Source organism: Streptomyces fractus (genome assembly GCF_049844455.1).
In the GTDB taxonomy this organism is placed as follows: domain Bacteria; phylum Actinomycetota; class Actinomycetes; order Streptomycetales; family Streptomycetaceae; genus Streptomyces; species Streptomyces fractus.
Window position 1 is genome coordinate 8,663,786 of the sequence record NZ_JBMYHI010000002.1, and the last position, 21,952, is coordinate 8,685,737.

Sequence of the window (21,952 nt, forward strand, 5' to 3'; positions counted from 1 at the left end):
GGGGGACCTATGCCGCAGACCAGGGATCTGATCACCAAGGCGGAGAGCGCAGTCCGCAAAGCCAGCGAACGTACAGCGCACCCCGACGACATCGCCCGAGCGCAAGCCACAACAAACCTCGCCCTCGCCCAAAGCAACAGCGACCTCGCCGCAGCAATCACCGCCCTCACCGGCCTCGCCCGGGACGTCTCGAAGCCGAACAGTACAATCCTCAAAGCGATAGGCGATGTCAGCAAGGCACTGGCCACCATCGCCAAAACCTGATCACGGGTCTGATGCAGCTTTGGGTGACAGGTTTGACCTGCCCCACGTCCTGGGTTCCAGTTCTGGTGGCTAACTGACGGCCCTTCACGGAAGGCTGACAGTCATGCCTCGCCCCTATCCTCCGGAGTTCCGGGCGCGGGCCATCGCCCTGGTCCGGGCCGGCAAGCAGGCCAAGCGGGCCGCCGTCGAACTCGGTATCCATCCCGTCACGTTGTCGAAGTGGCTGCGGCAGGACGACATCGACCACGGGCGGCGGCCGGGAACGCCGTCGAGCGAGTCCGCCGAGCTGCGGGCCGCCCGCCGACGGATCCGTGAGCTGGAAACCGAGCTGGGGATCGTCCGGCAGGCGGCGACGTTCCTCGACCAGGACAAGCCCCACCCAAAAGGCTCTACCCGGTGATCGACCGAATCGTCGATGCCGGGGCACCGGTCGACCGATGCTGCCGGATCCTTGGCGTCGCCCGGCAGAACTACTACAAGCACAAACGCACACCGACCACCCCGCGGCAGCTGCGACGGGACTGGCTGACCAGGCTGATCAGGGAGGTCCACGTCGCCTCCCGTGGCACCTACGGCTACCGCCGCATCCACGCCGAACTCACCCTGGGCATGGGCATCCAGGTCTGCACCAGAACCGTGTCGGTGCTGATGACACAGGCCGGGATCCACGGCCTGCCCGGACCGGTGCGCATCAAGCACCTGCGCGGCATCGTCAGTGCCGGTGACCTGGTCAATCGCAAGTTCCACCGGTTGCGTCCCGACGAGCTGTGGGTCACCGACATCACGCAGCACCGCACCAGGGAAGGGTGGGTCTACTGCACGGCGGTGCTGGACGCGTTCAGCCGCAGGATCGTGGGCTGGTCCATCGACTCACGGGCGGACGCCACCCTCGTGGTCAACGCGCTGGACATGGCCATCCGCAACCGCCGTCCCAAGCCGGGCGGGATCGTGCACGCCGATCACGGCACCCAGTTCACCTCCTGGGTCTTCGGGGAGCGGATCCGCTCCGCCGGCCTTCTGCCGTCGTTCGGCACCGTCGGGGACGGCCTGGACAACGCGATGATGGAATCGTTCTGGTCCTCGATGCAGATCGAACTGCTCAACCGCAAGCGCTGGAAGACCCGGGTCGAACTGGCCAACGCGATCTTCGAGTTCGTCGAGATCTTCTACAACCGCCAGCGACGACACTCAGCACTGGGCTACCGCACCCCCATCGAGTACGAACTACTCTCCAAGAACGACACCATCTCTGCTGCCGGTTAGTCACCGCGACTGGAGCCCAAATGGTGGGGCAGGTCAAACCTGTCACCCAAAGCTGCATCAGACCCGACCCGCTTCGGCCCAGCGAGAAACTGGCCTCACCGGCTACACGTGACCCACGCCCAGATGGATCAGGTGCGACAGCACACCGGCACGGAGTTCGACACCATCGTCGACTACATCGCGGCGTCGCTCGAACTCCCGCCCACACGCGCGGGCCGGCTCCCCACGGACGCCCTCGATCTGAGCCTCGCTGCGCACTACGGCACCAGGGCCGAATGCCAGCCCGCGGAAGTTGACGCAGCATGGGACATCGTCTTCGGCATCCACGTCTACCGGGGCCAGCAGTTCTCTGACGTGCTGCGATGCCTTGTCGCCGCACGCACCGCTTGCCGGGCGCGGAACGGCCTCTCCGCCTACCTCGCCCGACCATTCCGGCGCCTTGGCCCGGTCGGCCGCCCGCCCGGCCGGGCAGACGCTACGGTGGTGGCCTAGGCCGAGAACGCTGGCAAGGAGGCGCCCGATGATCGAGCAGCCGTGGACTATCGACGCCATCGCCCATGCCATCCCCGCTGCCGACACCCGGCAGACGTTTCTACGTGAGGTCAACCTCACCCCGCTGCCCGAATTGCCCGACGTGCTTGCACGCTGGCAGCGCTTCGTCGAACGCTGGCGCGGGGAGACCGTCCCTCGCCTCGACGGCATCCTGGAATACGCGCGCGACCACGGCGGCGAGCTGCCCCCCGAGTACGCGGACGACGGCAGCACCAGCGACTTCCTCAACCAGCTGCGCGACAACGTAGCGAAACGGCAGACTAACGCGGCGTGACCTACGAGCTCATCGTCCCACCCAGCATCCGGCGCCAAATCGCCACGCTGCCCGTGGCCGACCAAGCCGAGCTCATCACCCTCTTCGACCGGCTCCCCAGCGAAGCCGAGCAGATCACCGACACCTACGGACTCGAAGTCCCCGACAGTCCCGTCCGCATGCGCACCGCAGGACTCAGCCGGCTCATCGTCGTAGTCACCATCAACGACAACGAGGTCACCGTCACTGTCGTTGAGATCACCCCCCCGCTAGGTGGTAGCTGACGAACAGCGGGCCAACGCGCGCCCCAGCCGACACAGGACCATCCTGGAAGAGCACGCCCAGGAGGTCGCCATGGCGGATCTGGTGGATCTGGGACAGCTCATCGGTGGGGGAGTAACGGTTGTTCTCGCTGGCATCGGCGTCTACACAGCCCTCCGTAGTACGGCGAAGGCGCGACTGCGGGACCTCGAGAACGCCTACTTCGAGCGCTACTGGGACATCATCGGCATGTTTGATCACGCAGCCCTCACCGCGCGGCAACCCCGTGGAGCGCGTCGACACCGCCGTGGTCACGCACGCTGCTGCACTACAGATCGACCCAGCCCGGACCAGGTCTCAGACGACTCTGGCATTCGCAAGGCATGCGTGCTGTACCTGCGCCTCTGCGAAGATGAGCTCCGCCTCCGCGAGGCGCTCGAAGGAAGCTGCGGAAGCAGGAACAGGTAGTACAGACTGCTCAGGCAGTGCGAACCCATCTTCGACGACGATGAGATGAAGGACCCCATCGCTTTCGATCGGTGGCGGGACCGTGCTTCGTGCCGATGGCGTGGAGCAACCCGCTCACCTACGGCAGACGAACGGCGGTGCCGGCGACGCACCGGCCGGAAGTAGCGTGAATCGGCAGCTCAGGCACAGCATCTTCACCGCCGGAACAGTCGACGGAGCCGAGCGTCACCACGACGATGAACACCCCGGGAACGTACCTGCTGCCCAAGGGGGGCTAATGCTGGCCAAGAAGCTCAACTGGAGTAGGTGGCGCCGTCACGTTCAGGCTGCCACCCCGGGAGCCCTGCACAAGCCGCTCTGGTGCTGCGAAGCGGAAGCCGACGGCACGGCAGACGGCCAGAACCCGGGAGTCGACGGACGCAACCCCGGAGCAGACGGCCGAAACCCCGGAGCCGATGGGGCCAACCCCAACGGCTGCTGACAGCCCCACTGAGGTTCCCCCCGTGACCTGGACAGACTGATACTGGGACGGAAGGTCCCGGAGGAAGCAGTCACAGGTAGTGAGCAAGAAGAGCAATACGAGTAAGCGGTACACGGCCGAGTTCAAGCGGGACGCGGTCGCGCTGGCGCTGTCGTCAAGCAAGACGGTCACCGAGGTCGCCCGGGACCTGGGCGTGAGCCCGGAGGGCCTGCGGAACTGGGTGAAGCAGGCGAAGATCGACCGGGGCGAGGGGCCGGCCGGCGCACTGACCACGGCCGAGCGCGAGGAACTGGCCCGCCTGCGCCGCAAGGTCCGTGAGCAGGAAGCCACGATCGAAGTGTTGGGAAAAGCGACCGCCTTCTTCGCGCAGCAGAAGACGACGTAGCTGCGCGCTACGCGTTCATCGATGCGGAGAAGGCGTCCGAGAGCAATCCGGGTGGCCGTCCGGTGGCGTTCCTGTGCCAGGCGCTGAAGGTGTCCCGCTCGGCGTACTACGCCTGGCGGGATGCGAGGGCCGCCGTCAGGGCGCGACAGCTCGCGGAAGGTGAACTCGTCGGCGTGATACGGGTGTTGCACGCCGGCTCGCGGGGTGCCTACGGCGTCCCGCGGATCCATGCTGCCCTGCGCCGGGCCGGGCGGGTGGTCAACGCGAAGAAGGTCGAGCGGCTGATGCGCGAGCACCGCATCGTCGGGATTACCCGGCGCCGACGGCGCGGGCTGACCCGGCAGGCGAAGAAGGGGCGGTGTTCGCCGCCGACCTGATCCGGCGGGACTTCACCGCGCCGCGGCCGGGCATACGTCTGGTCGGCGACATGACCGAACTGGTCACCGCCGAGGGCAAGGTCTATCTGGCGACCTGCATCGATCTGGCCACGCGTGAAGTGATCGGCTGGGCGATGGCGGACCATCACCGGGCCGAGCTGCCGGTGGCGGCGCTGCGGATGGCAGCCGGCCGGGGGCGGCTGGAGGACGGCTGCGTCATGCACACCGACCGCGGATCGGAATACACGAGTGAGGAATTCCGCACAGGGATAAGGGAGTTGGGTATGCGGCAATCCATGGGCCGTGTCGGCTCCTGTTACGATAATGCCGCAGCGGAAAGCGGGTTCGCCGTGCTGAAATCCGAGATCGGCACCAGCGTATGGGCGACCCGGGCCGAAGCCCGCGCCGATGTCTTCCGCTTCATCGAGGTCGAGTACAACCGCAGCAGACTCCGCCGGCACCCCGAGTTCGGGTACATCACCCCACTCGAAACTCGCGCCCGACTGCAGCACGACTTCACCCCGCAGCGTAAGTACCCGCTGTCCATGGCCATGGGGGAACTTCAAACGGCCCGCTCTGCGCGCCTTGGTGGAGGCCAAGCTTGCTTTGTGCTGGTCGTCCGAGCAGATCGCAGGATGGCTGCGACGACAGTTTCCTGGTGACGCCTTCATGCAGATTTCGCACGAAGCGATCTAACTCTCGCTCTACGATCCCCGCCGGCGCCAGGCGATCGACCGCAGCCTCACCCAGAAGCTGCGGTCAGGCAGGCCCATGCGCCGTCCGAAGATCGCCCGCCGGCCCACGGGGCGGGGCATCATCCGCGGCATGGTGTCCATCACCGCCCGCCCCTCCGAGGTCGAAGACCGCAAGTTCCCGGGCCATTGGGAGGTGACCTCGTGATGGGCACCCGGCCCTCGGCCGTTGCCACGCTCGTCGAGCGCAGCAGCCGCTACACGGCCATCGTCGCGCTGCCCGACGGCATCAAGGCCGAGCAGTCTCACGGTCCGCCCGCCGCGGTCGGCAACGACACGTGCCCGTCAGCCCTTCGGCTGCAGCACCTGCCCGACCTTGACCGCCACGACCTCGACCGCGGTGCAGCCGGCGGCCTCGAGCTCGGCTTTCCGGTCTTCGGCGCTGCCCTTGTCGTAGTGGCAGACGGGGGCATGGTTTCTGCCGTCGCTGTCGGTCCAGGTCAGCCGTAGTCATCCATCGTGATCGCCATATCGACAATCATGGACACGGCACTGACAATCCCGCCGGTGTACATGCGTGTGCCCTCCCGTATCGCGGGAGGGCACGGCGCGCGAACGGCTACTCGTCGTCGTTGCGCAGGGAGTCGCGGACGCCTTCCGCCTTGTCGCGGACGCTCTCGACGCCGTCCTTGGCCTTGCCGCGGGCCTGGTCGGTCTGCCCTTCGGTCTTCATCCGGTCGTTGCCGGTGACCTTGCCGGCCATCTCCTTGGCTTTGCCCTTGGCCTTGTCCATGGCGCTGTCGCCCATGACTACTCCCTTGCGTGGTGGGGCTGAGGATTCCTGCCACGGTATGAGCGCCTGGTGGGGGGCCGCATCTGGAGCGGTCGCTGAGCGTGCCGGAAGCTTCCGTTGTGCCTAGGCTGGGGTTCTCGGGCTGTCTCGGAGGTACGTCATGCCCCACACGGTCTGGTCGGGGGCCATCAGCTTCGGCCTGGTCACTTCTCTGAACTGCAGTTAGAGATTGCCCCGTAGACGCCAGCGCGAGAACACGGCCAACACCTTCGGTGGCTTGGAGTAGGGCCTGTGGCATCTCATCGGTTCGTGGGTCGCGTTCGACCTGTGAGGGCGACGCCGGGTGAGGTCACGGTCGTGGGCCTGACAGGGCGTCCATGAGGAATCCGATGAGTTGGTGGGCCTGTTCTCGGGTGGCGCACGCTGGCCGCGCTGAAATCGATCCGTGCTGCCCGGCCAGACGGCGCCCCGATCCACGTGACCCTGGACAACCTGTCCGCCCACAAAGACGCCGACATCCATCGCTGGGCGAAGAAGAACGCTGAACGGTCTGACGAATCCATGCGGTCGTAGCCCGAAGGTGCAGCAGAACACCGGACAGACGAATCACTCGTGCGTACGGCCTGACGCGGGCGAGGCGAGCATCGCTTTGAGGATACGTTGCAGCTCGACGCGGTCCTGGGGGGTAACCATCGCCAGCCTGCGGTCGTACTCCGCCGCGAGCGCTGCAAGTGCTCGATCGCGTGCTTGCGTGCCCTCGGCGGTCAGTACGAGCCGATGACGCCGCAAGTCCGCCTCGTCGATCTCGCGGCGGACAAAGCCCTTGGTAACGAGGTTGCGAACGTAGACCGTCACGCTCGCCTTGGGCAGCAGCAGCGCAGTCGCGATCTCGGCAGGGTACGGCGATGCCTCCACCTCGGCCAGGACGAAGAACTCCTTCGTCTCCAACCCGAGTTCCGCCAGCTCCCGGGTGCAGGCGTCCATCACGACGCCCAGCAGCCGCTGATTCAGCGTCCACAGCTGCGCCCCGTCGACCGGCATGCGAGTCTCCATTCAGGTGGTACGGTTTCGTATTAGTTCTAGATCGTACAAGATGCCATTCCGTACTGGACTCCTATGGAACAACAATCTCACCGAAGGAGCCACGCATGCTTAAGCACCTCACGATCCCGCGCGGACCGATCGAGCTCGCGGCCGACCTCCACCTGCCGGACAACGCCGACAGCACCGCGCCGCTGCGCGCCGTGGTGCTCTCCACGCCCGGCAGCAGCGTGAAGGAGCAGATCGGCGCGAACTACGCGTCCCGCCTCGCCGCCCGCGGCATCGCGGTGCTCGTCTTCGATCCGGCTCACCAAGGGCAGAGCGGAGGCGAGCCCCGCGACTTCGAAGACCCCTACCGCCGCGGTGAGGACCTCTCCTACGCCATCGACGCACTCGGCACGATCCCCGGCATCGACCCGCAGCGCATCGGCGTCCTCGGCATCTGCGCCGGCGGCGGCTACGCCGTGCACACCGCCCGCACGGACCACCGCATCAAGGCGGTCGGAACCGTAGTCCCCGGCAATATGGGCACCTCGTTCCGCAGCTTCCAGCCCGACGGCCCGGCCGCCGCACTCGACGCCCTCGCCGACGCGCGCATCGAAGAGACACGCTCCGGCGAGATGACCCGTGTGAACTGGCTGCCCGACACCCTGGAGGACGCCGCGGCAGCCGGTCTGACCGACATCGACACCACCCAGGCCATCACCTACTACCGCACCGAGCGGGGTGGCTGCGAGCACTCCACCAACCGCCGCCTCTCGCGCAGCGACTCCCTCCTGCTCGGCTACGACGCGTTCCACCTGGTCGACCAGCTCATGACCCAGCCACTGCAGGTCATCCTCGCCGGACGCATCGGCAACACCGGCTCCTACGAAACCGGCATGCAGCTGTGGAAGCTGGCCCCCAACCCCGTCGACCTCATGGTGATCGACGGCGCCGGCCACTACGAGATGTACGACGAACCCGAATACGTCGACGCCGCCGTCGAACGACTCACCAGCTTCTATGCGAACAACCTGTAAGACCGTGTCCTATGTGGTGAGGCGGACGAGTCGTTTGTAGCGGCACATGGCCGCGGCGAGGCCGAGAAAGCCCAGGTAGTTGCGTGGATTGCGTTCGTAGCGGGGGCTGAGTCTGCGGTAGCCGGACAGCCACGACATCGTGCGCTCGAGCACCCACCTGCGGTGGCCCAGTCGTTCGCTGGATTCGATGCCCTTACGGGCGATACGGACACCAAAACGTTTGCCGCGTAACCATTTCCGCAGGTGAGGGATGTCGTAGGCCTTGTCGGCATGCAGCCGCTGGATCTTGAAGTACCGGCCGCGGTGGGGGTCGTGTCTCGTGTGGTGACCGGTCACCATCGGCTTTGGCCCTCGCTGTCATGGACATTCCCACCCGAGACACCGACCAGGAGGGCCAGTCCGTTTGCGTCCGACAGGACGTGCATCTTGGAACCCGGCTTGCCCCGGTCCACGGGGCTCGGACCTGTGTGTTCGCCCCCTTTTTGGGCCCTGACGTGGGCGTAGTCGAGTACGCCACGGGAGAGGTCGACGAGGTCAGCGTCGTCCAGCCGGTGCACAATCGCCTCGTGCAGACGGCCCCACACCCCTGCCCGTGACCAGATCACGAACCGTCGGTGGGCCGTCGACTTCGATATTCCGAAGCACGGCGGCAGCATGCGCCAGGCGCACCCGCTAACCAGTACATAGATGATCGCGGCAAACACCGTCTCATCAGGCGTGTTCTGCGTACCACCGCCCTGCCCACGGACCTTCGACGGTGGGATCAGCGGCCTTGCGTTCTCCCACAAACCGTCCGGCACGATCCAGCCCCATACCGGTTCAACGTCCGCCTCACCGCACAGGACACCGCCCAAGAGGCCGCGCTGAGCGTCACACGGACTGCAAGGCCCGGGAGGCTATTTGAGAGCGGCGGAGGCCAGGCGTAGTTCTCGGAAGGCCTGGTCAAGCTGGTCGTGGAGGGGAACTGACGGTTCCTGCATCCACCGATGAGTGGCCGCAGCGAAGGTGTCCATGGCGACTTGCGCACACAAGGGAGCCGTGCGGGCATCGACGCCACGGGCCTTGAGGGCATCGGTCAAAGCTTCGACCAAAAGGGCCCGCTTGGCCAGAGAGCGTTCCTGGAGAGCCGGGGTTTGGGCGATGAGCCGGGCGCCGGGCTCGGTGAGCGGGCGGTTGCGTTCGAACAGGGGCACCGTTTCTTGGAAGGCAGCGCGCAGGGTGGGCAGCGGTTTCATGCCGTGCGGAACGGCTGCAACGGCCTGGACGAGCCGGTCGCGTAGTTCGCTCTCTCCGTCGAAGAGCATCTCGCGCTTGTCGGCGAAGTGGCGGTAGAAGGTGCGCTCGGTGACACCAGCACGTGCAGCGATCGCTTCCACGGGCGTCTGGTCGAAGCCGTTCGCCAGGAACAGTTCGACTGCGGCCTGCTGGAGGCGCCGACGTGCGTCTTCCCCACTTCTAGGCATGAGCGCATCCTAACATTTACGTCAGAGCCTGACACGGTGTAGCGTCAGACTATGACGCTTAAGGTGTCGGTCTCTGACGCTAATTCGGGCGTCGCCGTCCCCCATGCGCGCCGCGGAGGTCACTGGATCATGAAGACATTTGTCATTGCTGGCGGAAACAGCGGCATAGGGCTCCAAGCGGCTCGTGAACTCCTGGCCGCGGGCCATCGCGTCGTCCTCCTGGGGCGAGACAAGCTGAAGGGTGAGACGGCTCTGGAATCATTCGGCCAGGCTCGTGACCGGGCGAGCTTCCTCCCCGTGGACCTTTCGACCCACGACGGCGTCCGGGACACGGCGCGGCGGGTCGATGAACTGACCGATCGCATCGACGGGCTGCTGCACTCGGCGGCTGTGTTCGACACGAGCGACACCAGGACAGCCGACGGCCTCCCGCTCTTCTTTGCCCTGAGCTACCTCAGCCGCTACCACCTGACACAGCTGCTCGTCCCGAAGCTGCTTCTGGCAGAGCACCCCAAAATCGTCATGCTCACGGCGAATCTGAGCAAGGTTCCCAAGCTCGACCCGGAACTGTTCCCGTATTTCGAACGGTTCAATTTCCGGACGGCGGTCTCTCAGGTCAACGGCGCGTGCATGTACTACGCGGACTACCTCACCAAGACCCACCCGAAGATCTTCGCCGGCTGCGTAACCCCCGGGCTCGTCAGGACCGGCATCTTCGACCAAGCCCCTTGGTTCGTCAAGGCCTATGTCGCGCTGACCGCGCCACTGCTGGCCAACAGTGTTGAAAAGGCAGCACAGAACGTCGTGCAGGCGCTCCTTGCCGGCGAAGGGGCTTCGGCTTTCATGTGGAACAAGCCCGGTATCTTTCAAGACAGGTACGCCATCCGCACGGATGCTGTGATCCAAAAGGCCGTGATGGATGCGTCTCGCCAAGTCACGGGAGCCTGAAGAGCCCCGCATCCCCGATCACCCCCGCCCCTACTCAGCCGTTCACTCGGTACGACCGACTGGCAGGTCACCACGAGGGCCCGGCAATGTGCGTTGCTCGCTCGCCCGCCATGGGCTAGACATGCTGGGAACGATCATGGCGGCCTCACCGCGCAGGACACGGTCTGAACCGTTCCGGGTTCGGTAGAGATCTCAGATACTGGGTGTGACCTGGGGTTTCGTGGTGTTGAGGTAGTGGTTTGCTTCGTATTCGACGGGTGGGATGTGCCCTATCTCACCGTGGAGTCGGCTGTGGTTGTACCAGTCGACCCACTCGGCGGTGGCCAGCTCGACCTGGGACAGCGTCCTCCAGGGCCGTTGCGGCTTGATCAGCTCGGTCTTGTAGAGCCCGATGGTCGACTCCATCAGGGCGTTGTCCAGGGCATCCCCGACCGAGCCGATGCTCGCCGCAATGCTGGCGACGTCGAGATGTTCGGCCGGCTTGAACGAGGTGTACTGGGACCCGGCATCCGAATGATGTATCAACTCGCCCCGCACATAGTGGTGTTGATCGCGGTCGCGCCGCCACAGGGCCATCTCCAGCGCGTCCAGAGCGAGCCGGGTTTCCTTCGTGCTGGCCGCCGACCAGCCGACGATGCGGCGCGAGAAGGTGTCCACGACGAAGGCGACGTAGACGACACCGGTCCAGGTCGCCATGTGGGTGAAGTCCGCGACCCAGCAGCGGTTCGGTGCGTCGGCGACGAAGTCGCGGTCGACCAGGTCCGGCGCCCTGGGCGCGGCCGGATCCGGGGTCGTGGTGATCACCTTCTTGCCGCGGACGGCGCCGGTGATGCCGAGGTCGCGCATGAGGCGTTCGACGGTGCAGCGGGCCACGGGATGGCCCTGCCGATTCAGGTGCCGCCAGATCTTCCTGGCGCCGTAGACCCGGTAGTTGGTCTCGTACGCATCCCTGATCAAGGGCTTCAGCTCGGTGTCACGGATGGTGCGGGCCGCGGGTGCGGCCTGGCGTTTGCGGTGGGCGTAGTAGGTGGAGGGTGCGATCTTGCAGTCGTGGTCGGTGAGGACCCGGCAGATCGGCTCGACGCCGCCGAAGCGGCCCTTGTGCTCGTCGATGAACGCTACGAGCGTGTGTGTGGCCGGTCGAGCTCGGCGATGCTTCTATGTCAAGCAGCCTGCGGAAGTTCCTGGATGATCTGCTGGTCGTCACGGGCCGCCTCGTCGGCCAGCAGGGCCCGGAAGACCCGGTCGGAGATTCGGCGTCGCAGCAGCCGCAGGGCCTCCTTCACGGTCTTTCCCGCGGCGATCTGCCTGGCGTAGTACGCGGCACCACGCCCCTCCCTGCGGACTTGGGTGACCGCAGCCATGTGCAGGGCGCTATTGATGGTGCGGTTGCCTCCCCGGTTGAGGCGGACGCGGACCGTATTGGAGGACCAGACGGGGATAGGGGCGGTGCCGTTGAACCGGGCGAAGGCGTCCTTGGACTTGAAGCGGGCGGCCCCGGCGGTCTCCCCGAGAATCATCGCCGCCGACAGGACCCCGCATCCGGGCACCGCCAGCAGGTTCGGGGCCAGTTTGCGCACCAACTGCCGTAGCTGGGACTCCATCGCGTTGATGCGCACGGTCAGGCGCCGGCATTCCTGGACCAGGTCCAACGCGATCTCCGCCACCACGCCGCACCAGTCGGCGAGGTCCGCTTCCAAGCTGTCCAAGACACACAGGCGCTTCAGGCCGCGCGAAGGGACGGCGAGCTCGGGGTCGATCTCGTGCAGGAACCAGCGCAGTTTGTTGGCGATGGCGGTGCGCTGTCGGACCAGGGTGCGGCGGTGATCGGAACGGAGCTTGACAGCGCACGGATCTCCGCGTTCACCGCAGCAGCAGAGCGCACAGGCCCAGGGGCCGGGGGAGTGGGGGGCATGTGGACCACGCTAGTCCGCCCCACTGACAGTGATCCATAGGGCAGCGAAACCGGCATATTCCGATCACGTGCCGAGGACGTCCATCAGGTGATCGTCGAGATCCTGCACCCAGTCCTCCCGCCGCCACGGCCGCAACTCCCGGCGGGCACGACGCAACCGGATCGCAGGCACTCGGCCGCCCGTCGTCGACGCCGCGGTCACGCACTCGTGCAACAGCCCAGCCGCATCCCGGGGCTCACCCATGCGGATCCGGGCGAGGGCCTGGTCGGTGCGCACGATCGCCCGCTGCACCTGCTCCCGCCGCCCCTCCAACGCTGCGACCGAGTGAGAGAACTGGTCGTGCGCCACCGACGGATCCCCCACCCACAGCTGGCAGACGCCCTCGAAGCCGCGCAGATGCCCGGCCGTGAACGACGTCGCCGACGGGTCGCTGGTGTGGTCGGCTTCCATGTCGTACCAGGCCAACCCCAGCGCAGCGTCCGTCTGCCGGTCGAGGCCCGCCCGTGCCGCGATCTCCGCCTGCAACGCATGCGCCCGCGCCCGCACCAGGACGCTGTCCCCGGAGCGGGCCGCACGGACCGCCGAGTCGACGAGCGCACGCGGCTGGTCCAGCCCGTCCTGCGAGTACAGGGTGACGAGGGCGTGCGACATGTGAACCCGGGCCTGCCGCCACGGCTCCAACAGCTCACCGGCCTGCCGGGTGGCTTCCCGGTAGAGGGCGCGGGACGCGGTGTCGTCACGGGTCTCGAACGCGAGTCGGCCGGCGAGGGTGGAGGCGGCGACCGCAGTGTCCCTTAAACGTGGCAGGAGCTCGACAGGCACAGGCCCGGCAAGCAGCCGCCGACACGCCTCCACCGTGGGGGACAGCAGCAGTTGAAGGCGCACGAACGGCAGGCTGCCGACCTCCGAGTTGACGTTCACGACCGCCGCCGACAGGGCCTCGCACACGGTGTCGTCGGTACGGGACGGGTCCGCTATCGCCGCGGCGAGCGTGTCCTGGGCGCCCGGCGTGAGGAGCGCCAGCATGCCCGCCCCGCCCTGATCGGTCACCGCACGGATGACCGCGGTCCGCGCATCGGCGACCTGCCGCTCCGACTCTCCGAACAGGCCCAACGCGTGGAGGAGTTCCGCAAGGTCGGAGCTTGCGCCGAGCGACGCCTGCCCGCCGGGTGTGCGCGCGTACACGTGCGCGAGGAGCAGCTGGTAGCGGCCGTCGGGCATAGCTGTTCCGGCTTCCCACCGGGACACGTTGCGCTGCACCGAGGCGACGGACGGCATGTGTCGCAGATGCAGTGCCGTAGCCGAGTCGAGGAGCGCGTGGGCGAGCCCGGACAGGGACAGGCCGCGCCGTGTGCGCAGCCGCTTCAGTGCGGCAGCCCCCGCCGTTCTGTCGTCCACTCAGCCATCATGGCGCGAAATACCCCTAGATGGGGACGATCAATCGAGGACGCCCCAGCTGGGCGCAGTAGTTGAGGGTCTGCCACGTCCCCGACTCCGCCTCATCCCGGTGCGGAAACCCGACCACCATCGACGCCCGGTCGACCATGTACCGGTTCCGCTCGTGATACGCCAACGACCGCAACTCGACCGCCTTCAACTCGATGATGCCCTTGATGCGGTCCCGGCTACGGGTGATGGCCTGCCGGGCTTCGGCCGGCTGCTGGTCGACGCGGCCCGGCACGACGATCGTGATGGCGGCCTGAGTGTTCCCGGCGAGCCACAGCAGGGCGAGGCTGTCGATGCCTTTCGCGCCGCCGATGTAGAAGTGCGCGTCGGCGAACGGGCCCAGGTAGTCGGCGAACAGGTCCGCGTACTCGGCGGGGCTGCGATGCCCTGTGTTCCGGGTCCCGGTGACAGCCACCGTCCGCATGATCAACTCCGTGTCACTGGATGTCATATCCCGTACCCCACCAGCCCATTGAGATCGTCTTCACGTGGACACCGACCTGCAAAACCTAGTCGACGAACTCAAAGCGCGCGGCCTCACCATCGCCGTCTGCGCACCCGAGAACCGCCTCCAGGTCACCAACCCGATCAGCAGCCTCCTCTCCGAAGAAGTCGTCCTCCGACGCGGCCACTACGTAACCGGGTTCGACTACGAGATCGGCGACCGCGGCAACGAAACCGCATGCGCCGACCGCATCGCCTACCTCCTCGGAGCCACAGTCGAGGCAGCGCCATGACCGTCATCCACGAGCCCCGACACTGCTGCCACTGCGGCAAGCTCACCAACGATGCCGTCGTCGTCGCGCGCGCCACGTCCAGCGGCACCGGGCGCGCCGTGTACGCCTGCCCCGAGCACGCCCGCAACTACCGAACCGACGAGGGGAGGCGGACGTGAAAACCCACCCGCGCGTCGAGATCACCCACGTGTGCTTCATCCGCAAGCCCGGCGACGTCATCCGATGCACCGAGCCACCCGCGCACGACGGCGACCACTACGACTACTTGTCCGGCGTCACCGACTCGAAGGGGCGCCGGCCGGGCGTGCGGTGGCCGTGGCGCGACGGCGAGACCCAGTTCGACTGAACTCCCGCCCGCCACCTACGGCGGTTTTCCGGTGGCGGGCGGGCCTCCACGCACTACGTGGCATGACGGGTGGTACACACGGGGTGTGAAAAGAGTGCCAGGACTCTTGTACTGTGCACGGGTTACGGCATATGACATTGAACGCGAAAGTAAGAAGCGCCCGCCGTGCCCAGACCCCGCGCGACCCGTCCCTAGTGGAGGAGGTCGGCAACGTGCACCCGCAGCGCGTGCGCAACGTGCAGCAAGTGGCTGAGCTTCATCTCCTGGCCGGCTTCCATCCGTTGGATGGTGCTGCGGTCCAGGCCGGACTCGTGGGCCAGGGATTCCTGGGTCATGTTCAGGTGCAGGCGCCGGACGCGAATGCGGTGGCCGACGGCCTGTCGGGCAGGTCGTGGCGTGTGTACCGAAAGCGCGGAACACAGAGCGTAGTTGCATCCGATTTACACACCCCATGCAGTCACTACACCCTCAACTGGCGCACCATGCTCGCCAAGGGCATCGCGGTCGTCGGCCCCACGGTCAAGCTCGAACTCGACATCCAGGCCATGTACCGCAGCGCGGACACGCCCACGCCGCCGGAGTAGGCGAGGCGGGGCGCAGCCGCCGGGCCGCGCGGCCCGGCGTCGCCGCGTGGGGTGACCTCAGACCCCCTTCAGGACGCGATCGAGCGCAGCCCGGCCGGCGGGGCCCCAGTGCGGCTTGCCGCCGGGAAGGCCGCGGGCTCCGTTCTGGCCCATGAGCATCAGGAAGAGGCTCTTCACGGCGGCCAGCCCCCGGGCGCGCCGGATCGCCGCCTCATCCGCTCGCTCGTAGGTGTCGAAGAACCGTGCGGCCGTGCCCGCGGGGAGCAGCACCCATGCGGCGGCGAGGTCCCACGCAGGATCGCCGGCGGAGAGATCGCCGAAGTCGACGATGCCCGCGAGCGTTCCGTCCGAGACGACGACGTTCGCGGGGTGGAGGTCGCCGTGCACCCACACCGGCGGGCCGTGCCACGCGTCGGCCGCGACGGCGTCGTCCCAGACGCCCCGGACGTCGGCGGCGATGTCGGCGATGTCGGCGGGGGCGACGGCCTGGAGGAAGTTCTCGAAGCCGTCCGTGCCGTCCCTGGGGTGGCCGCCGCGGTCCGTGGCGACCGGCGCCCCGGTGGGCGCCTCCACGTGGAGCGCCCGGAGGAAGCCCGCGAGCGTGTCGGCCGCGTGGGCGCCGCGGCTGATCGAGCCGTGGTCCAGCGGCTCGCCGGGAACCCACGTCATCACGGTCCAGTGCTTGGGGAAACGCTCGGACGGTTCGCCGAACCGCACCGGGGTCGGCACCGGGAGCGGCAGGCGCGGAGCCAGCTCGGGGAGCCACCGCCGCTCCTTGAGCTGGAGCTCCGGCGTGGGGTCCATGCGCTGCATGCGCACGGCCAGCCCGTCCCCGAGGCGCCACATTCGGTTGCCCCAGCCGCCCGCCACCTCGCGGACGGGCAGCCCCGCGAGGTCCGGATGCTGCTCGAGGAGCAGGTCGCGGACCAGGTCTGCGGTGATCTCGATCTCGGTGTCGGTCATGCGAAGCCACAGTACTGAGGCGGCGGGCGGCTCGCGGTGGCTCTCGTTCCTCGCTGGGTGTCAGGCGTCCGCTCGCGGCCGGGCGGCCCCCATGGAAGGGTTAACAGGCGAAATGCCCGTTTCCTCCCCGGGAGGTCCCATGTCCTCGAAGCGTCGTCGGAAGAAGAAAGCGCGCCGTAAGCACGCGGCGAATCACGGCTCTCGTCCGCAGTCCTGACTGCGGAGGCGGCCGCGGGGCGGGGTCACGCGCGCTGCGCGACCCCACCGCCGATCGCGGCCGCCCACTCCGTGACCAGCGTCTCGTACTCGGCGCGGTCCTCGGGGTTCAGGTGCCCACCCGTGCGCGCCCACAGGTCACGAATCTGCTCGTTGACCACGTCGGCGGACCGGACGGTGCGTGGGGCTGGGATGGCGGACATGTGAAAGAGCGTAGGGGATCCGTACGCCTATTCGCTGCGGTCCGTCACGTGGCTATCGCCATGTGTGAGTTTCGTCATGCCTGTCAACCAGATGACTCCTGTCCCGGTCAAGTCGCCTGGTCCCGTACGCCACTTCAGCCCTTGCGGCCCACCGCCCCGTACATCGGGACCGGAGAGCCGTCCCGGTCCTCGTCGACGGCCAACTCCGGGTGCCAGTCCGGGAGCCAGACCACACCGGGGTCCATGAGTTCTAGTCCGGCCCCTGTGAAGAACTTCGTCATCTCCGCGTGCGTGCGCGGCGCGAGCGTGACCCCGCCGGCCGCGTACATGTCGATCGCCTGCTGCGTGCGCGACGGGTCGTAGTCCGACGCCACATGGGACAGGACCAAGTGGCTCCCGGAGGGCAGCGCGTCGACGAAGGTGCGCACGATGTCGTACGCGCCCTGATCGTCCGGGATGAAGTGCAGGAGCGCGATCAGCGACACCGCGATCGGGCGCTCGAAGTCCAGGATCTCGCGGGCGAGTTCGAGGATACGGGCCGGTTCGCGGGCGTCGGCCTGGACGTAGCGGGTCACCCCCTCCGGCGTGCCGCGCAGCAGCGCCTCCGCGTGCCGCAGCACGATCGGGTCGTTGTCGACGTACACGACGCTCGCCTCGGGCGCCGCGAGTTGGGCGATGCGGTGCAGGTTCGGCTCGGTCGGGATGCCGGTGCCGATGTCGAGGAACTGGGTGACGCCAGTGCGCGCCGCGAGCATCCGGGTCGCGCGGTGCATGAACCAACGGTTGTGCCGCGCAACGTACTTGGACGTCGGCTCCAGCGTCGTGATCTGCCGGCCGAGCTCCTCGTCCACCGGATAGTTGTCCTTGCCGCCGAGGTACCAGTCGTACACCCGCGCCGGGTGCGGCCTGCTGGTGTCGATGCGCGGTGGAGTGGGGGAAGTGTCGGGCGTCGAGGGCATGGAGGTCAGCAACTCCCTTGTCGTCCGGGGATGTTCGGGCAGGTGCACGAGCATCCTGCCGTACGTGTGTGAAGTGTGTGGCCGCAATGGGAGAGGATGGCGGGTCGGAGTGGAATCTGCGACAGGAGCACCGCGCATGAGTGACGTCCCCCGGCGTCCCGCACGCCTCGACATCTCCCGGGCCACGCTCGACGACTGGCCCGTGATCCGCGGGTGGGCCGCCGACGAGGGCTGGAACCCCGGCCTGGCGGACGGGGTGAGCTTCTTCGCCCAGGACCCCGAGGGGTTCTTCCTCGGCCGGATCGACGGCGAACCGGTGTCGGCCGTCTCCGTCGTCAACTACGGGGACGCGTACGCCTTTCTGGGCTGCTACCTCGTCCGTCCCGACCTGCGCGGCCTCGGCCATGGCATCGCCACTTGGAAGGCGGGGCTCGCGCACGCGGGCGGGCGCACCGTCGGCCTGGACGGTGTCGTCGCCCAGCAGGGCAACTACCGCAAGTCCGGCTTCGAACTCGCCCACCGGACCGTCCGGTTCACCGGGATCGCGACCGGCGCAGCTCCCGGGACCGCCGACGGCGTCGTGCCGGTCGACGGCGATCTCGCGCCACTCCTCGCGTACGACAGCGGCTGCTACCCGGCGGACCGGCCCCGTTTCCTGGAGTCCTGGCTGACCACGGAGGGGCACGTGGCCCGCGCCCGTGTCGTCGGCGGGCGCGTCACCGGGTACGGCGTGCTGCGCGAGGGGCAGGACATGCCCCGGATCGGGCCGCTGTTCGCGGACACGGCGGACGACGCGCGGGCCCTGTTCGACGCGCTCGCTCCGGCGGGGCGGCCGGTCGGCCTGGATGTGCCCGCCTCGAACCCAGCGGCGGTCGCCCTCGCGGAGGGGCGGGGTCTCGTGCCGGGGTTCGAGACGGCGCGGATGTACACCGGGCCGGTCCGGGAGTTCGCCCAGGAGCGGGTTTTCGCCGTGACGACGCTTGAGCTCGGGTGAGGTGTTAGTCAGCTCTTGAGCTCGGGGGAAGTCGGCTCTTGAGCTGGGGTGGGATCAGCTGCGGTCCGCCTTCAGTGGCGCTACAGCCTCAGTCGCGCCCCGGCCCGTGGCCCCCATGGCCCCCATGGTCCTCGAACGTCCCGTGCCGCCCCGCCCCCGCCGCGAACCGTCCCGCCCCTTCGAGCGCCCCACCCAACACACCCATTCCGTACCGGAGTTCGGTGCCCATCGCCGCCGCCTCGTCCCGGCCGTGCTGTTCCCGCAGGGACGCCCGGTCGCTGCGCAGGCAGTCCTGCGGGAAGGCGGCGATCTGCGCGGCGAGCGTCTCCGCCGCCGCGCGGGAACCACCGGGCGGTGCGAGGCGGTTCGCGAGGCCGATCTCGTACGCCTCCCGTGCCGGTACGGGGCGGCCGGTCAGGATCAGGTCGCTCGCGCGGCTCTCGCCGATGAGGCGGGGGAGGCGGACCGTGCCGCCGTCGATGAGCGGGACGCCCCAGCGGCGGCAGAAGACGCCGAACACCGCGTCCTCCTCGGCGACCCGCAGGTCGCACCAGAGGGCGAGTTCGAGGCCGCCCGCCACCGCGTGGCCCGCGATCGCCGCGATGACGGGCTTCGTCAGGCGGAGGCGGGTCGGGCCCATCGGCCCCTCCCCGTCCTCCGCCACCCGGTTCCCGCGCTCCGTGCCGATCGCCTTGAGGTCGGCGCCCGCGCAGAACGTGCCGCCCTCGCCCCACAGCACGGCGACCCGCGCCTCGTCGTTCGCCTCGAACGCGCGGAAGGCGTCCGCCAGTTGGGCCGCCGTCGGCCCGTCGACCGCGTTGCGGGCCTCGGGGCGGGACAGGACGACCGTGGTGACCGGGCCTTGGCGTTCGACGCGGACGGGCGACATGAAGGGAACCTTTCGGAGGGGCGGGCTATGGCCGGCTATGGCCTGGTCCTAACGGCAGGTCCTAACGGCAGGACCGAACGACAGGACCTAGCTGACGGTGAGCTTCAGCTTCGCATCCGCCGTCGAACTGTTCCCCACGTACAGCTCGAAAGCGCCCTCCTCGACCCGGAATTCGCCGCTGGAGTCGTTCGTCCAGAAGCCCAGGTCCTCCGCGCCGAGCCGGAACCGGACCGTCGTCGACGCGCCCGCGTCCAGCGTGACCCGCTTGAACCCGCGGAGCCTGCGCACCGGTTGGGTGAGCGAGGCCGCCACATCGCGTACGTACAGCTGCGCGACCTCGTCGCCCGCGCGCGAGCCCGTGTTGCGGACCTCGACGGAGACCTCGAAGGTGTCGCCCTTGCGCAGCGCGGCCGCCGGGATCGAGGCGCGGCTCAGCTTCGGCGTGCCGAAGGCGAACGTCGTGTAGCTGAGGCCGTACCCGAAGGGGAACTGCGGGGTCGGCGGCAGGTCCAGGTACTTCGACGTGTACTTGTTGTCCTTGTCGTACGGGCGGCCCGTCGACTCGTGGTTGTAGTGGATCGGGATCTGGCCGGTCGTCCGGGGGAAGGACACCGGCAGCTTGCCGCCGGGGTTGACCGTGCCGAACAGGACGTCCGCGATCGCGTTGCCCGCCTCGATGCCGGGGTGCCAGGCCTCCAGGACGGCGGGCGCGCTGTCCAGCCAGTCGCCGACGGTGAACGGCCGGCCGCCCACCAGGACCACCACGAACGGCTTGCCGGTCTCCGCGATCGCCGCGATCAGCTTCTCCTGCGCGCCCGGCAGCGAGATGTCGCTGCGGGCCGCGGCCTCGCCGCTCATCGACGGCGGCTCGCCGACGACCACGACCGTGACGTCCGCCGACTTGGCGGCGGCCACCGCGTCGGCGATGCCGCTGGTGTCCTTGCCCTCCGGGTCGACGCCGCGCGCGTACGTGACCTTGGCGCCGGGCGCCGCCTTCTTCACGGCGTCGAGCACCTTCACCGAAGGGAACTTCTCGGCCGACGCGGGCACCACCCACGTACCCAGCAGATCCGAGGAATCGCCGAACGGGCCGACGACGGCGAGGGACTTGGCCGACTTCTTCAGCGGGAGCGCGCCCTGCTCGTTCTTGAGCAGGACCATCGAGCGGGACGCCGCCGTGCGCGCCGCCTTGCGGGCCTCCGCCGACGGTTCGTCGATCGCCTTCGACTCCTCCACGTACGGGTCGTCGAACAGGCCGAGTTCGTACTTCAGGCGGAGCACTCGGGCCACCGCGTCGTCGATCCGCCGCTCCTTGATCTTCCCGGCGCGCACCAGCTTCTTGCCGTTGGTGAGGAGGTTGGTGCTGGTCATCTCCATGTCGACGCCGGCGTTGAGGGCGAGCCGGGCCGCGTCCGCGCCGTCCTCGGCGAAGCCGTGCGCGATCAGCTCCTGAACGCCCGTGTAGTCGCTGACGACGAGCCCCTCGAACCCCCACTCCTTCTTGAGGATGTCGGTGAGCGTGTGCGCGTTGCCGTGCGCCGGGACGCCGCTGATCGTGTTGAAGGAGGCCATCACCGTGGCGACGCCCGCGTCCAACGCCGCCTTGAACGGCGGGAGATAGAGGTTGCGCAGACGCGACTCGGACACGTCGACCGTGTTGTAGTCGCGCCCGCCCTCCGCGCCGCCGTACGCCACGAAGTGCTTCGCGCACGCGGCGACGGTGTCCTTCGAGCCGTAGCCAGACCCCTGGTAGCCCTTCACCTTGGCCGCCGCCAACTGGGCTGTCAGATAAGGGTCTTCGCCGTTGCCCTCGGCGATGCGGCCCCAGCGCGGCTCGTGCGTGACGTCCATCATCGGGGCGAACGTCCAGTGCACACCGTTGGAGCGGGCCTCCTTGGCCGACACCTCGGCGTCCGCGCGGGCCACGTCCGGGTCGAAGCTGGACGCCTGGGCGAGCGGGATCGGGAAGTTCGTCCAGAAGCCGTGGATGACGTCGAGGCCGAGCAGCAGCGGGATGCCGAGCCGGGACTCCTCGACGGCGAGGCGCTGCAACTCGTTGGTGGTCTTCGCGCCGAAGATGCTGAACACCGAACCGACCCGCCCGGCCCGCGCCGCGTCCTCGACCGCCTTCGTCGTGCCCGAGCCCGGATTGAGGTCGTAGGACCAGGGGAGCTGCTGGAGCTGGCCCAGCTTCTCTTCGAGAGTCATACGTGCGAGGAGGCTCTGGACCTTGGCCTCGTACGGGTTCTGCTTTCCCCTGACCGCGGCGGTCGCGCCACTGGCCTGGCTGGTCACGACGGCACTAGCGGCGGCGGTAACGCCGATCGCGGACAGCAGGGTACGCCTGTGCAGCTGCGGCATGTGTTCGCTTCCCGATAGACCGAGGCCCGCAACTTGTGTGGCGGGCACAAGAATTGAAGCGAAGTTACGTTCCGG

At 68.1% G+C, this 21,952-nt stretch carries 27 protein-coding genes and 5 pseudogenes; 18 read left to right on the forward strand and 14 right to left on the reverse strand.

The features are described from left to right. Window positions 1-9 precede the first annotated feature (9 nt). The 9 genes and pseudogenes from ACP4E5_RS41445 to ACP4E5_RS41485 form a co-directional block, all read left to right on the forward strand. The gene (locus ACP4E5_RS41445) at window positions 10-264 is read left to right on the forward strand and encodes a hypothetical protein (RefSeq protein ID WP_425838892.1); all 255 of its coding nucleotides are present in this window, start codon (window positions 10-12) and stop codon (window positions 262-264) included. A 103-nt stretch (window positions 265-367) separates the two neighbouring features. Next, window positions 368-1,527, forward strand: a pseudogene (locus ACP4E5_RS41450) (IS3 family transposase). A gap of 123 nt (window positions 1,528-1,650) precedes the next feature. After that, window positions 1,651-2,019 (forward strand): hypothetical protein, encoded by a 369-nt coding sequence (locus ACP4E5_RS41455; protein ID WP_425838895.1) that lies wholly within the window; start codon window positions 1,651-1,653, stop codon window positions 2,017-2,019. A gap of 28 nt (window positions 2,020-2,047) precedes the next feature. Continuing rightward, the gene (locus ACP4E5_RS41460) at window positions 2,048-2,353 is read left to right on the forward strand and encodes a hypothetical protein (RefSeq protein ID WP_425838897.1); all 306 of its coding nucleotides are present in this window, start codon (window positions 2,048-2,050) and stop codon (window positions 2,351-2,353) included. Continuing rightward, window positions 2,350-2,616 carry a hypothetical protein gene (locus ACP4E5_RS41465; RefSeq protein ID WP_425838900.1) on the forward strand — a complete coding sequence of 89 codons (267 nt, stop codon included), beginning with the start codon at window positions 2,350-2,352 and terminating at the stop codon, window positions 2,614-2,616. The genes ACP4E5_RS41460 and ACP4E5_RS41465 overlap by 4 nt, the downstream gene beginning before the upstream one ends. Window positions 2,617-3,621: 1,005 nt before the next feature. Further along, entirely contained in the window at window positions 3,622-3,927 is a 306-nt protein-coding gene (locus tag ACP4E5_RS41470) for a transposase (protein WP_425838903.1), read from the forward strand. A gap of 62 nt (window positions 3,928-3,989) precedes the next feature. Continuing rightward, entirely contained in the window at window positions 3,990-4,304 is a 315-nt protein-coding gene (locus ACP4E5_RS41475) for an IS3 family transposase (protein ID WP_425838906.1), read from the forward strand. Continuing rightward, entirely contained in the window at window positions 4,286-4,966 is a 681-nt protein-coding gene (locus tag ACP4E5_RS41480) for an IS3 family transposase (RefSeq protein WP_425838909.1), read from the forward strand. The genes ACP4E5_RS41475 and ACP4E5_RS41480 overlap by 19 nt, the downstream gene beginning before the upstream one ends. Next, window positions 4,869-5,299 (forward strand): annotated as a pseudogene (locus tag ACP4E5_RS41485) (IS30 family transposase); the annotation flags it as partial. The gene ACP4E5_RS41480 and the pseudogene ACP4E5_RS41485, both read left to right, overlap by 98 nt. 316 nt (window positions 5,300-5,615) lie before the next feature. Here ACP4E5_RS41485 and ACP4E5_RS41490 read toward each other — a convergent pair. Continuing rightward, the gene (locus ACP4E5_RS41490) at window positions 5,616-5,804 is read right to left on the reverse strand and encodes a CsbD family protein (protein ID WP_425838912.1); all 189 of its coding nucleotides are present in this window, start codon (window positions 5,802-5,804) and stop codon (window positions 5,616-5,618) included. A gap of 405 nt (window positions 5,805-6,209) precedes the next feature. Between ACP4E5_RS41490 and ACP4E5_RS41495 the strand changes: the two are divergent. Then, window positions 6,210-6,329 (forward strand): annotated as a pseudogene (locus ACP4E5_RS41495) (IS630 family transposase); the annotation flags it as partial. A gap of 66 nt (window positions 6,330-6,395) precedes the next feature. Here the strand turns inward: ACP4E5_RS41495 and ACP4E5_RS41500 are convergent. Continuing rightward, window positions 6,396-6,830, reverse strand: a complete 435-nt coding sequence (locus ACP4E5_RS41500) for a MarR family winged helix-turn-helix transcriptional regulator (protein ID WP_425838915.1) — start codon at window positions 6,828-6,830, stop codon at window positions 6,396-6,398. Between the two features lie 107 nt (window positions 6,831-6,937). Here ACP4E5_RS41500 and ACP4E5_RS41505 point away from each other — a divergent pair, with 107 nt between their 5' ends. Beyond that, entirely contained in the window at window positions 6,938-7,852 is a 915-nt protein-coding gene (locus ACP4E5_RS41505) for an alpha/beta hydrolase (protein WP_425838918.1), read from the forward strand. Window positions 7,853-7,861: 9 nt separating this feature from the next. On the opposite strand, the gene ACP4E5_RS41510 is transcribed toward ACP4E5_RS41505, so the two are convergent. Continuing rightward, window positions 7,862-8,694, reverse strand: a protein-coding gene (locus tag ACP4E5_RS41510; RefSeq protein ID WP_425842058.1) for an IS5 family transposase whose coding sequence is annotated in 2 segments (ribosomal slippage) — window positions 7,862-8,199 and window positions 8,199-8,694 — 834 coding nt in all. Because the reading frame shifts where the segments join, the coding sequence is not laid out codon by codon here. Between the two features lie 54 nt (window positions 8,695-8,748). Continuing rightward, a complete protein-coding gene (locus tag ACP4E5_RS41515) occupies window positions 8,749-9,315 on the reverse strand; it encodes a TetR/AcrR family transcriptional regulator (protein WP_425838921.1) in 567 nt (188 codons plus the stop codon). Window positions 9,316-9,366: 51 nt separating this feature from the next. On the opposite strand from ACP4E5_RS41515, the gene ACP4E5_RS41520 reads away from it, so the two are divergent. Next, the gene (locus tag ACP4E5_RS41520) at window positions 9,367-10,263 is read left to right on the forward strand and encodes an SDR family NAD(P)-dependent oxidoreductase (RefSeq protein WP_425838924.1); all 897 of its coding nucleotides are present in this window, start codon (window positions 9,367-9,369) and stop codon (window positions 10,261-10,263) included. A 192-nt stretch (window positions 10,264-10,455) separates the two neighbouring features. Here ACP4E5_RS41520 and ACP4E5_RS41525 read toward each other — a convergent pair. The 4 genes and pseudogenes from ACP4E5_RS41525 to ACP4E5_RS41540 all read right to left on the reverse strand — a co-directional run. After that, window positions 10,456-11,385 (reverse strand): annotated as a pseudogene (locus ACP4E5_RS41525) (IS3 family transposase); the annotation flags it as partial. 41 nt (window positions 11,386-11,426) lie between these two features. Then, complete coding sequence (locus tag ACP4E5_RS41530) at window positions 11,427-11,972, reverse strand: transposase (protein WP_425838927.1); 546 nt, start codon at window positions 11,970-11,972, stop codon at window positions 11,427-11,429. Window positions 11,973-12,242: 270 nt separating this feature from the next. After that, window positions 12,243-13,577, reverse strand: a complete 1,335-nt coding sequence (locus tag ACP4E5_RS41535) for an NsdA family TPR-like regulatory protein (RefSeq protein WP_425838930.1) — start codon at window positions 13,575-13,577, stop codon at window positions 12,243-12,245. A 25-nt stretch (window positions 13,578-13,602) separates the two neighbouring features. Beyond that, window positions 13,603-14,076 carry a DNA-processing protein DprA gene (locus tag ACP4E5_RS41540; RefSeq protein WP_425838932.1) on the reverse strand — a complete coding sequence of 158 codons (474 nt, stop codon included), beginning with the start codon at window positions 14,074-14,076 and terminating at the stop codon, window positions 13,603-13,605. 37 nt (window positions 14,077-14,113) lie between these two features. Between ACP4E5_RS41540 and ACP4E5_RS41545 the strand changes: the two genes are divergently transcribed. The 3 genes from ACP4E5_RS41545 to ACP4E5_RS41555 are packed head-to-tail and all read left to right on the forward strand — an operon-like array spanning window position 14,114 to window position 14,708. Continuing rightward, complete coding sequence (locus tag ACP4E5_RS41545; protein WP_425838935.1) at window positions 14,114-14,362, forward strand: hypothetical protein; 249 nt, start codon at window positions 14,114-14,116, stop codon at window positions 14,360-14,362. Beyond that, window positions 14,359-14,520 carry a hypothetical protein gene (locus ACP4E5_RS41550; RefSeq protein WP_425838938.1) on the forward strand — a complete coding sequence of 54 codons (162 nt, stop codon included), beginning with the start codon at window positions 14,359-14,361 and terminating at the stop codon, window positions 14,518-14,520. Before ACP4E5_RS41545 ends, ACP4E5_RS41550 begins: the two co-directional genes overlap by 4 nt. Further along, complete coding sequence (locus ACP4E5_RS41555; RefSeq protein ID WP_425838941.1) at window positions 14,517-14,708, forward strand: hypothetical protein; 192 nt, start codon at window positions 14,517-14,519, stop codon at window positions 14,706-14,708. Before ACP4E5_RS41550 ends, ACP4E5_RS41555 begins: the two co-directional genes overlap by 4 nt. A 191-nt stretch (window positions 14,709-14,899) precedes the next feature. Here ACP4E5_RS41555 and ACP4E5_RS41560 read toward each other — a convergent pair whose 3' ends face one another. Continuing rightward, window positions 14,900-15,043 carry a helix-turn-helix domain-containing protein gene (locus ACP4E5_RS41560; RefSeq protein ID WP_425838944.1) on the reverse strand — a complete coding sequence of 48 codons (144 nt, stop codon included), beginning with the start codon at window positions 15,041-15,043 and terminating at the stop codon, window positions 14,900-14,902. Between the two features lie 123 nt (window positions 15,044-15,166). Between ACP4E5_RS41560 and ACP4E5_RS41565 the strand changes: the two are divergent. Further along, window positions 15,167-15,292, forward strand: a pseudogene (locus ACP4E5_RS41565) (YceI family protein); the annotation flags it as partial. 57 nt (window positions 15,293-15,349) lie between these two features. Here ACP4E5_RS41565 and ACP4E5_RS41570 read toward each other — a convergent pair. Then, window positions 15,350-16,255: an aminoglycoside phosphotransferase family protein gene (locus tag ACP4E5_RS41570; protein ID WP_425838947.1), complete on the reverse strand. Its 906-nt coding sequence runs from the start codon at window positions 16,253-16,255 to the stop codon at window positions 15,350-15,352. A gap of 139 nt (window positions 16,256-16,394) precedes the next feature. On the opposite strand from ACP4E5_RS41570, the gene ACP4E5_RS45815 reads away from it, so the two are divergent. Beyond that, entirely contained in the window at window positions 16,395-16,472 is a 78-nt protein-coding gene (locus tag ACP4E5_RS45815) for a 50S ribosomal protein bL37 (protein WP_466231358.1), read from the forward strand. Window positions 16,473-16,497: 25 nt separating this feature from the next. Here ACP4E5_RS45815 and ACP4E5_RS41575 read toward each other — a convergent pair whose 3' ends face one another. After that, window positions 16,498-16,674 (reverse strand): hypothetical protein, encoded by a 177-nt coding sequence (locus ACP4E5_RS41575; RefSeq protein WP_425838950.1) that lies wholly within the window; start codon window positions 16,672-16,674, stop codon window positions 16,498-16,500. 134 nt (window positions 16,675-16,808) lie between these two features. Continuing rightward, window positions 16,809-17,633, reverse strand: a complete 825-nt coding sequence (locus ACP4E5_RS41580) for an SAM-dependent methyltransferase (RefSeq protein WP_425838953.1) — start codon at window positions 17,631-17,633, stop codon at window positions 16,809-16,811. 136 nt (window positions 17,634-17,769) lie between these two features. Between ACP4E5_RS41580 and ACP4E5_RS41585 the strand changes: the two genes are divergently transcribed. Next, the gene (locus ACP4E5_RS41585) at window positions 17,770-18,627 is read left to right on the forward strand and encodes a GNAT family N-acetyltransferase (protein WP_425838955.1); all 858 of its coding nucleotides are present in this window, start codon (window positions 17,770-17,772) and stop codon (window positions 18,625-18,627) included. 88 nt (window positions 18,628-18,715) lie between these two features. Here ACP4E5_RS41585 and ACP4E5_RS41590 read toward each other — a convergent pair whose 3' ends face one another. Together ACP4E5_RS41590 and bglX are read right to left on the reverse strand one after the other, a co-directional pair. Beyond that, window positions 18,716-19,516 carry a crotonase/enoyl-CoA hydratase family protein gene (locus tag ACP4E5_RS41590; protein ID WP_425838958.1) on the reverse strand — a complete coding sequence of 267 codons (801 nt, stop codon included), beginning with the start codon at window positions 19,514-19,516 and terminating at the stop codon, window positions 18,716-18,718. An 87-nt stretch (window positions 19,517-19,603) separates the two neighbouring features. Continuing rightward, on the reverse strand, window positions 19,604-21,877 hold the full coding sequence (bglX, locus tag ACP4E5_RS41595) for a beta-glucosidase BglX (RefSeq protein WP_425838960.1): 2,274 nt from the start codon (window positions 21,875-21,877) through the stop codon (window positions 19,604-19,606). Window positions 21,878-21,952 lie beyond the last annotated feature (75 nt).

Excerpts from the sequence above, each read along its gene's own strand:
- ACP4E5_RS41500 (WP_425838915.1), bottom strand. The coding sequence starts at position 6,830 with ATGCCGGTCGACGGGGCGCAGCTGTGGACGCTGAATCAGCGGCTGCTG.
- bglX (WP_425838960.1), bottom strand. The coding sequence starts at position 21,877 with ATGCCGCAGCTGCACAGGCGTACCCTGCTGTCCGCGATCGGCGTTACC.
- ACP4E5_RS41460 (WP_425838897.1), top strand. The coding sequence starts at position 2,048 with ATGATCGAGCAGCCGTGGACTATCGACGCCATCGCCCATGCCATCCCC.
- ACP4E5_RS41550 (WP_425838938.1), top strand. The coding sequence starts at position 14,359 with ATGACCGTCATCCACGAGCCCCGACACTGCTGCCACTGCGGCAAGCTC.
- ACP4E5_RS41445 (WP_425838892.1), top strand. The coding sequence starts at position 10 with ATGCCGCAGACCAGGGATCTGATCACCAAGGCGGAGAGCGCAGTCCGC.
- ACP4E5_RS41570 (WP_425838947.1), bottom strand. The coding sequence starts at position 16,255 with ATGACCGACACCGAGATCGAGATCACCGCAGACCTGGTCCGCGACCTG.
- ACP4E5_RS41455 (WP_425838895.1), top strand. The coding sequence starts at position 1,651 with ATGGATCAGGTGCGACAGCACACCGGCACGGAGTTCGACACCATCGTC.
- ACP4E5_RS41580 (WP_425838953.1), bottom strand. The coding sequence starts at position 17,633 with ATGCCCTCGACGCCCGACACTTCCCCCACTCCACCGCGCATCGACACC.
- ACP4E5_RS41505 (WP_425838918.1), top strand. The coding sequence starts at position 6,938 with ATGCTTAAGCACCTCACGATCCCGCGCGGACCGATCGAGCTCGCGGCC.
- ACP4E5_RS41575 (WP_425838950.1), bottom strand. The coding sequence starts at position 16,674 with ATGTCCGCCATCCCAGCCCCACGCACCGTCCGGTCCGCCGACGTGGTC.
- ACP4E5_RS41515 (WP_425838921.1), bottom strand. The coding sequence starts at position 9,315 with ATGCCTAGAAGTGGGGAAGACGCACGTCGGCGCCTCCAGCAGGCCGCA.
- ACP4E5_RS41560 (WP_425838944.1), bottom strand. The coding sequence starts at position 15,043 with ATGACCCAGGAATCCCTGGCCCACGAGTCCGGCCTGGACCGCAGCACC.
- ACP4E5_RS41585 (WP_425838955.1), top strand. The coding sequence starts at position 17,770 with ATGAGTGACGTCCCCCGGCGTCCCGCACGCCTCGACATCTCCCGGGCC.
- ACP4E5_RS45815 (WP_466231358.1), top strand. The coding sequence starts at position 16,395 with ATGTCCTCGAAGCGTCGTCGGAAGAAGAAAGCGCGCCGTAAGCACGCG.
- ACP4E5_RS41540 (WP_425838932.1), bottom strand. The coding sequence starts at position 14,076 with ATGACATCCAGTGACACGGAGTTGATCATGCGGACGGTGGCTGTCACC.
- ACP4E5_RS41490 (WP_425838912.1), bottom strand. The coding sequence starts at position 5,804 with ATGGGCGACAGCGCCATGGACAAGGCCAAGGGCAAAGCCAAGGAGATG.
- ACP4E5_RS41520 (WP_425838924.1), top strand. The coding sequence starts at position 9,367 with ATGACGCTTAAGGTGTCGGTCTCTGACGCTAATTCGGGCGTCGCCGTC.
- ACP4E5_RS41590 (WP_425838958.1), bottom strand. The coding sequence starts at position 19,516 with ATGTCGCCCGTCCGCGTCGAACGCCAAGGCCCGGTCACCACGGTCGTC.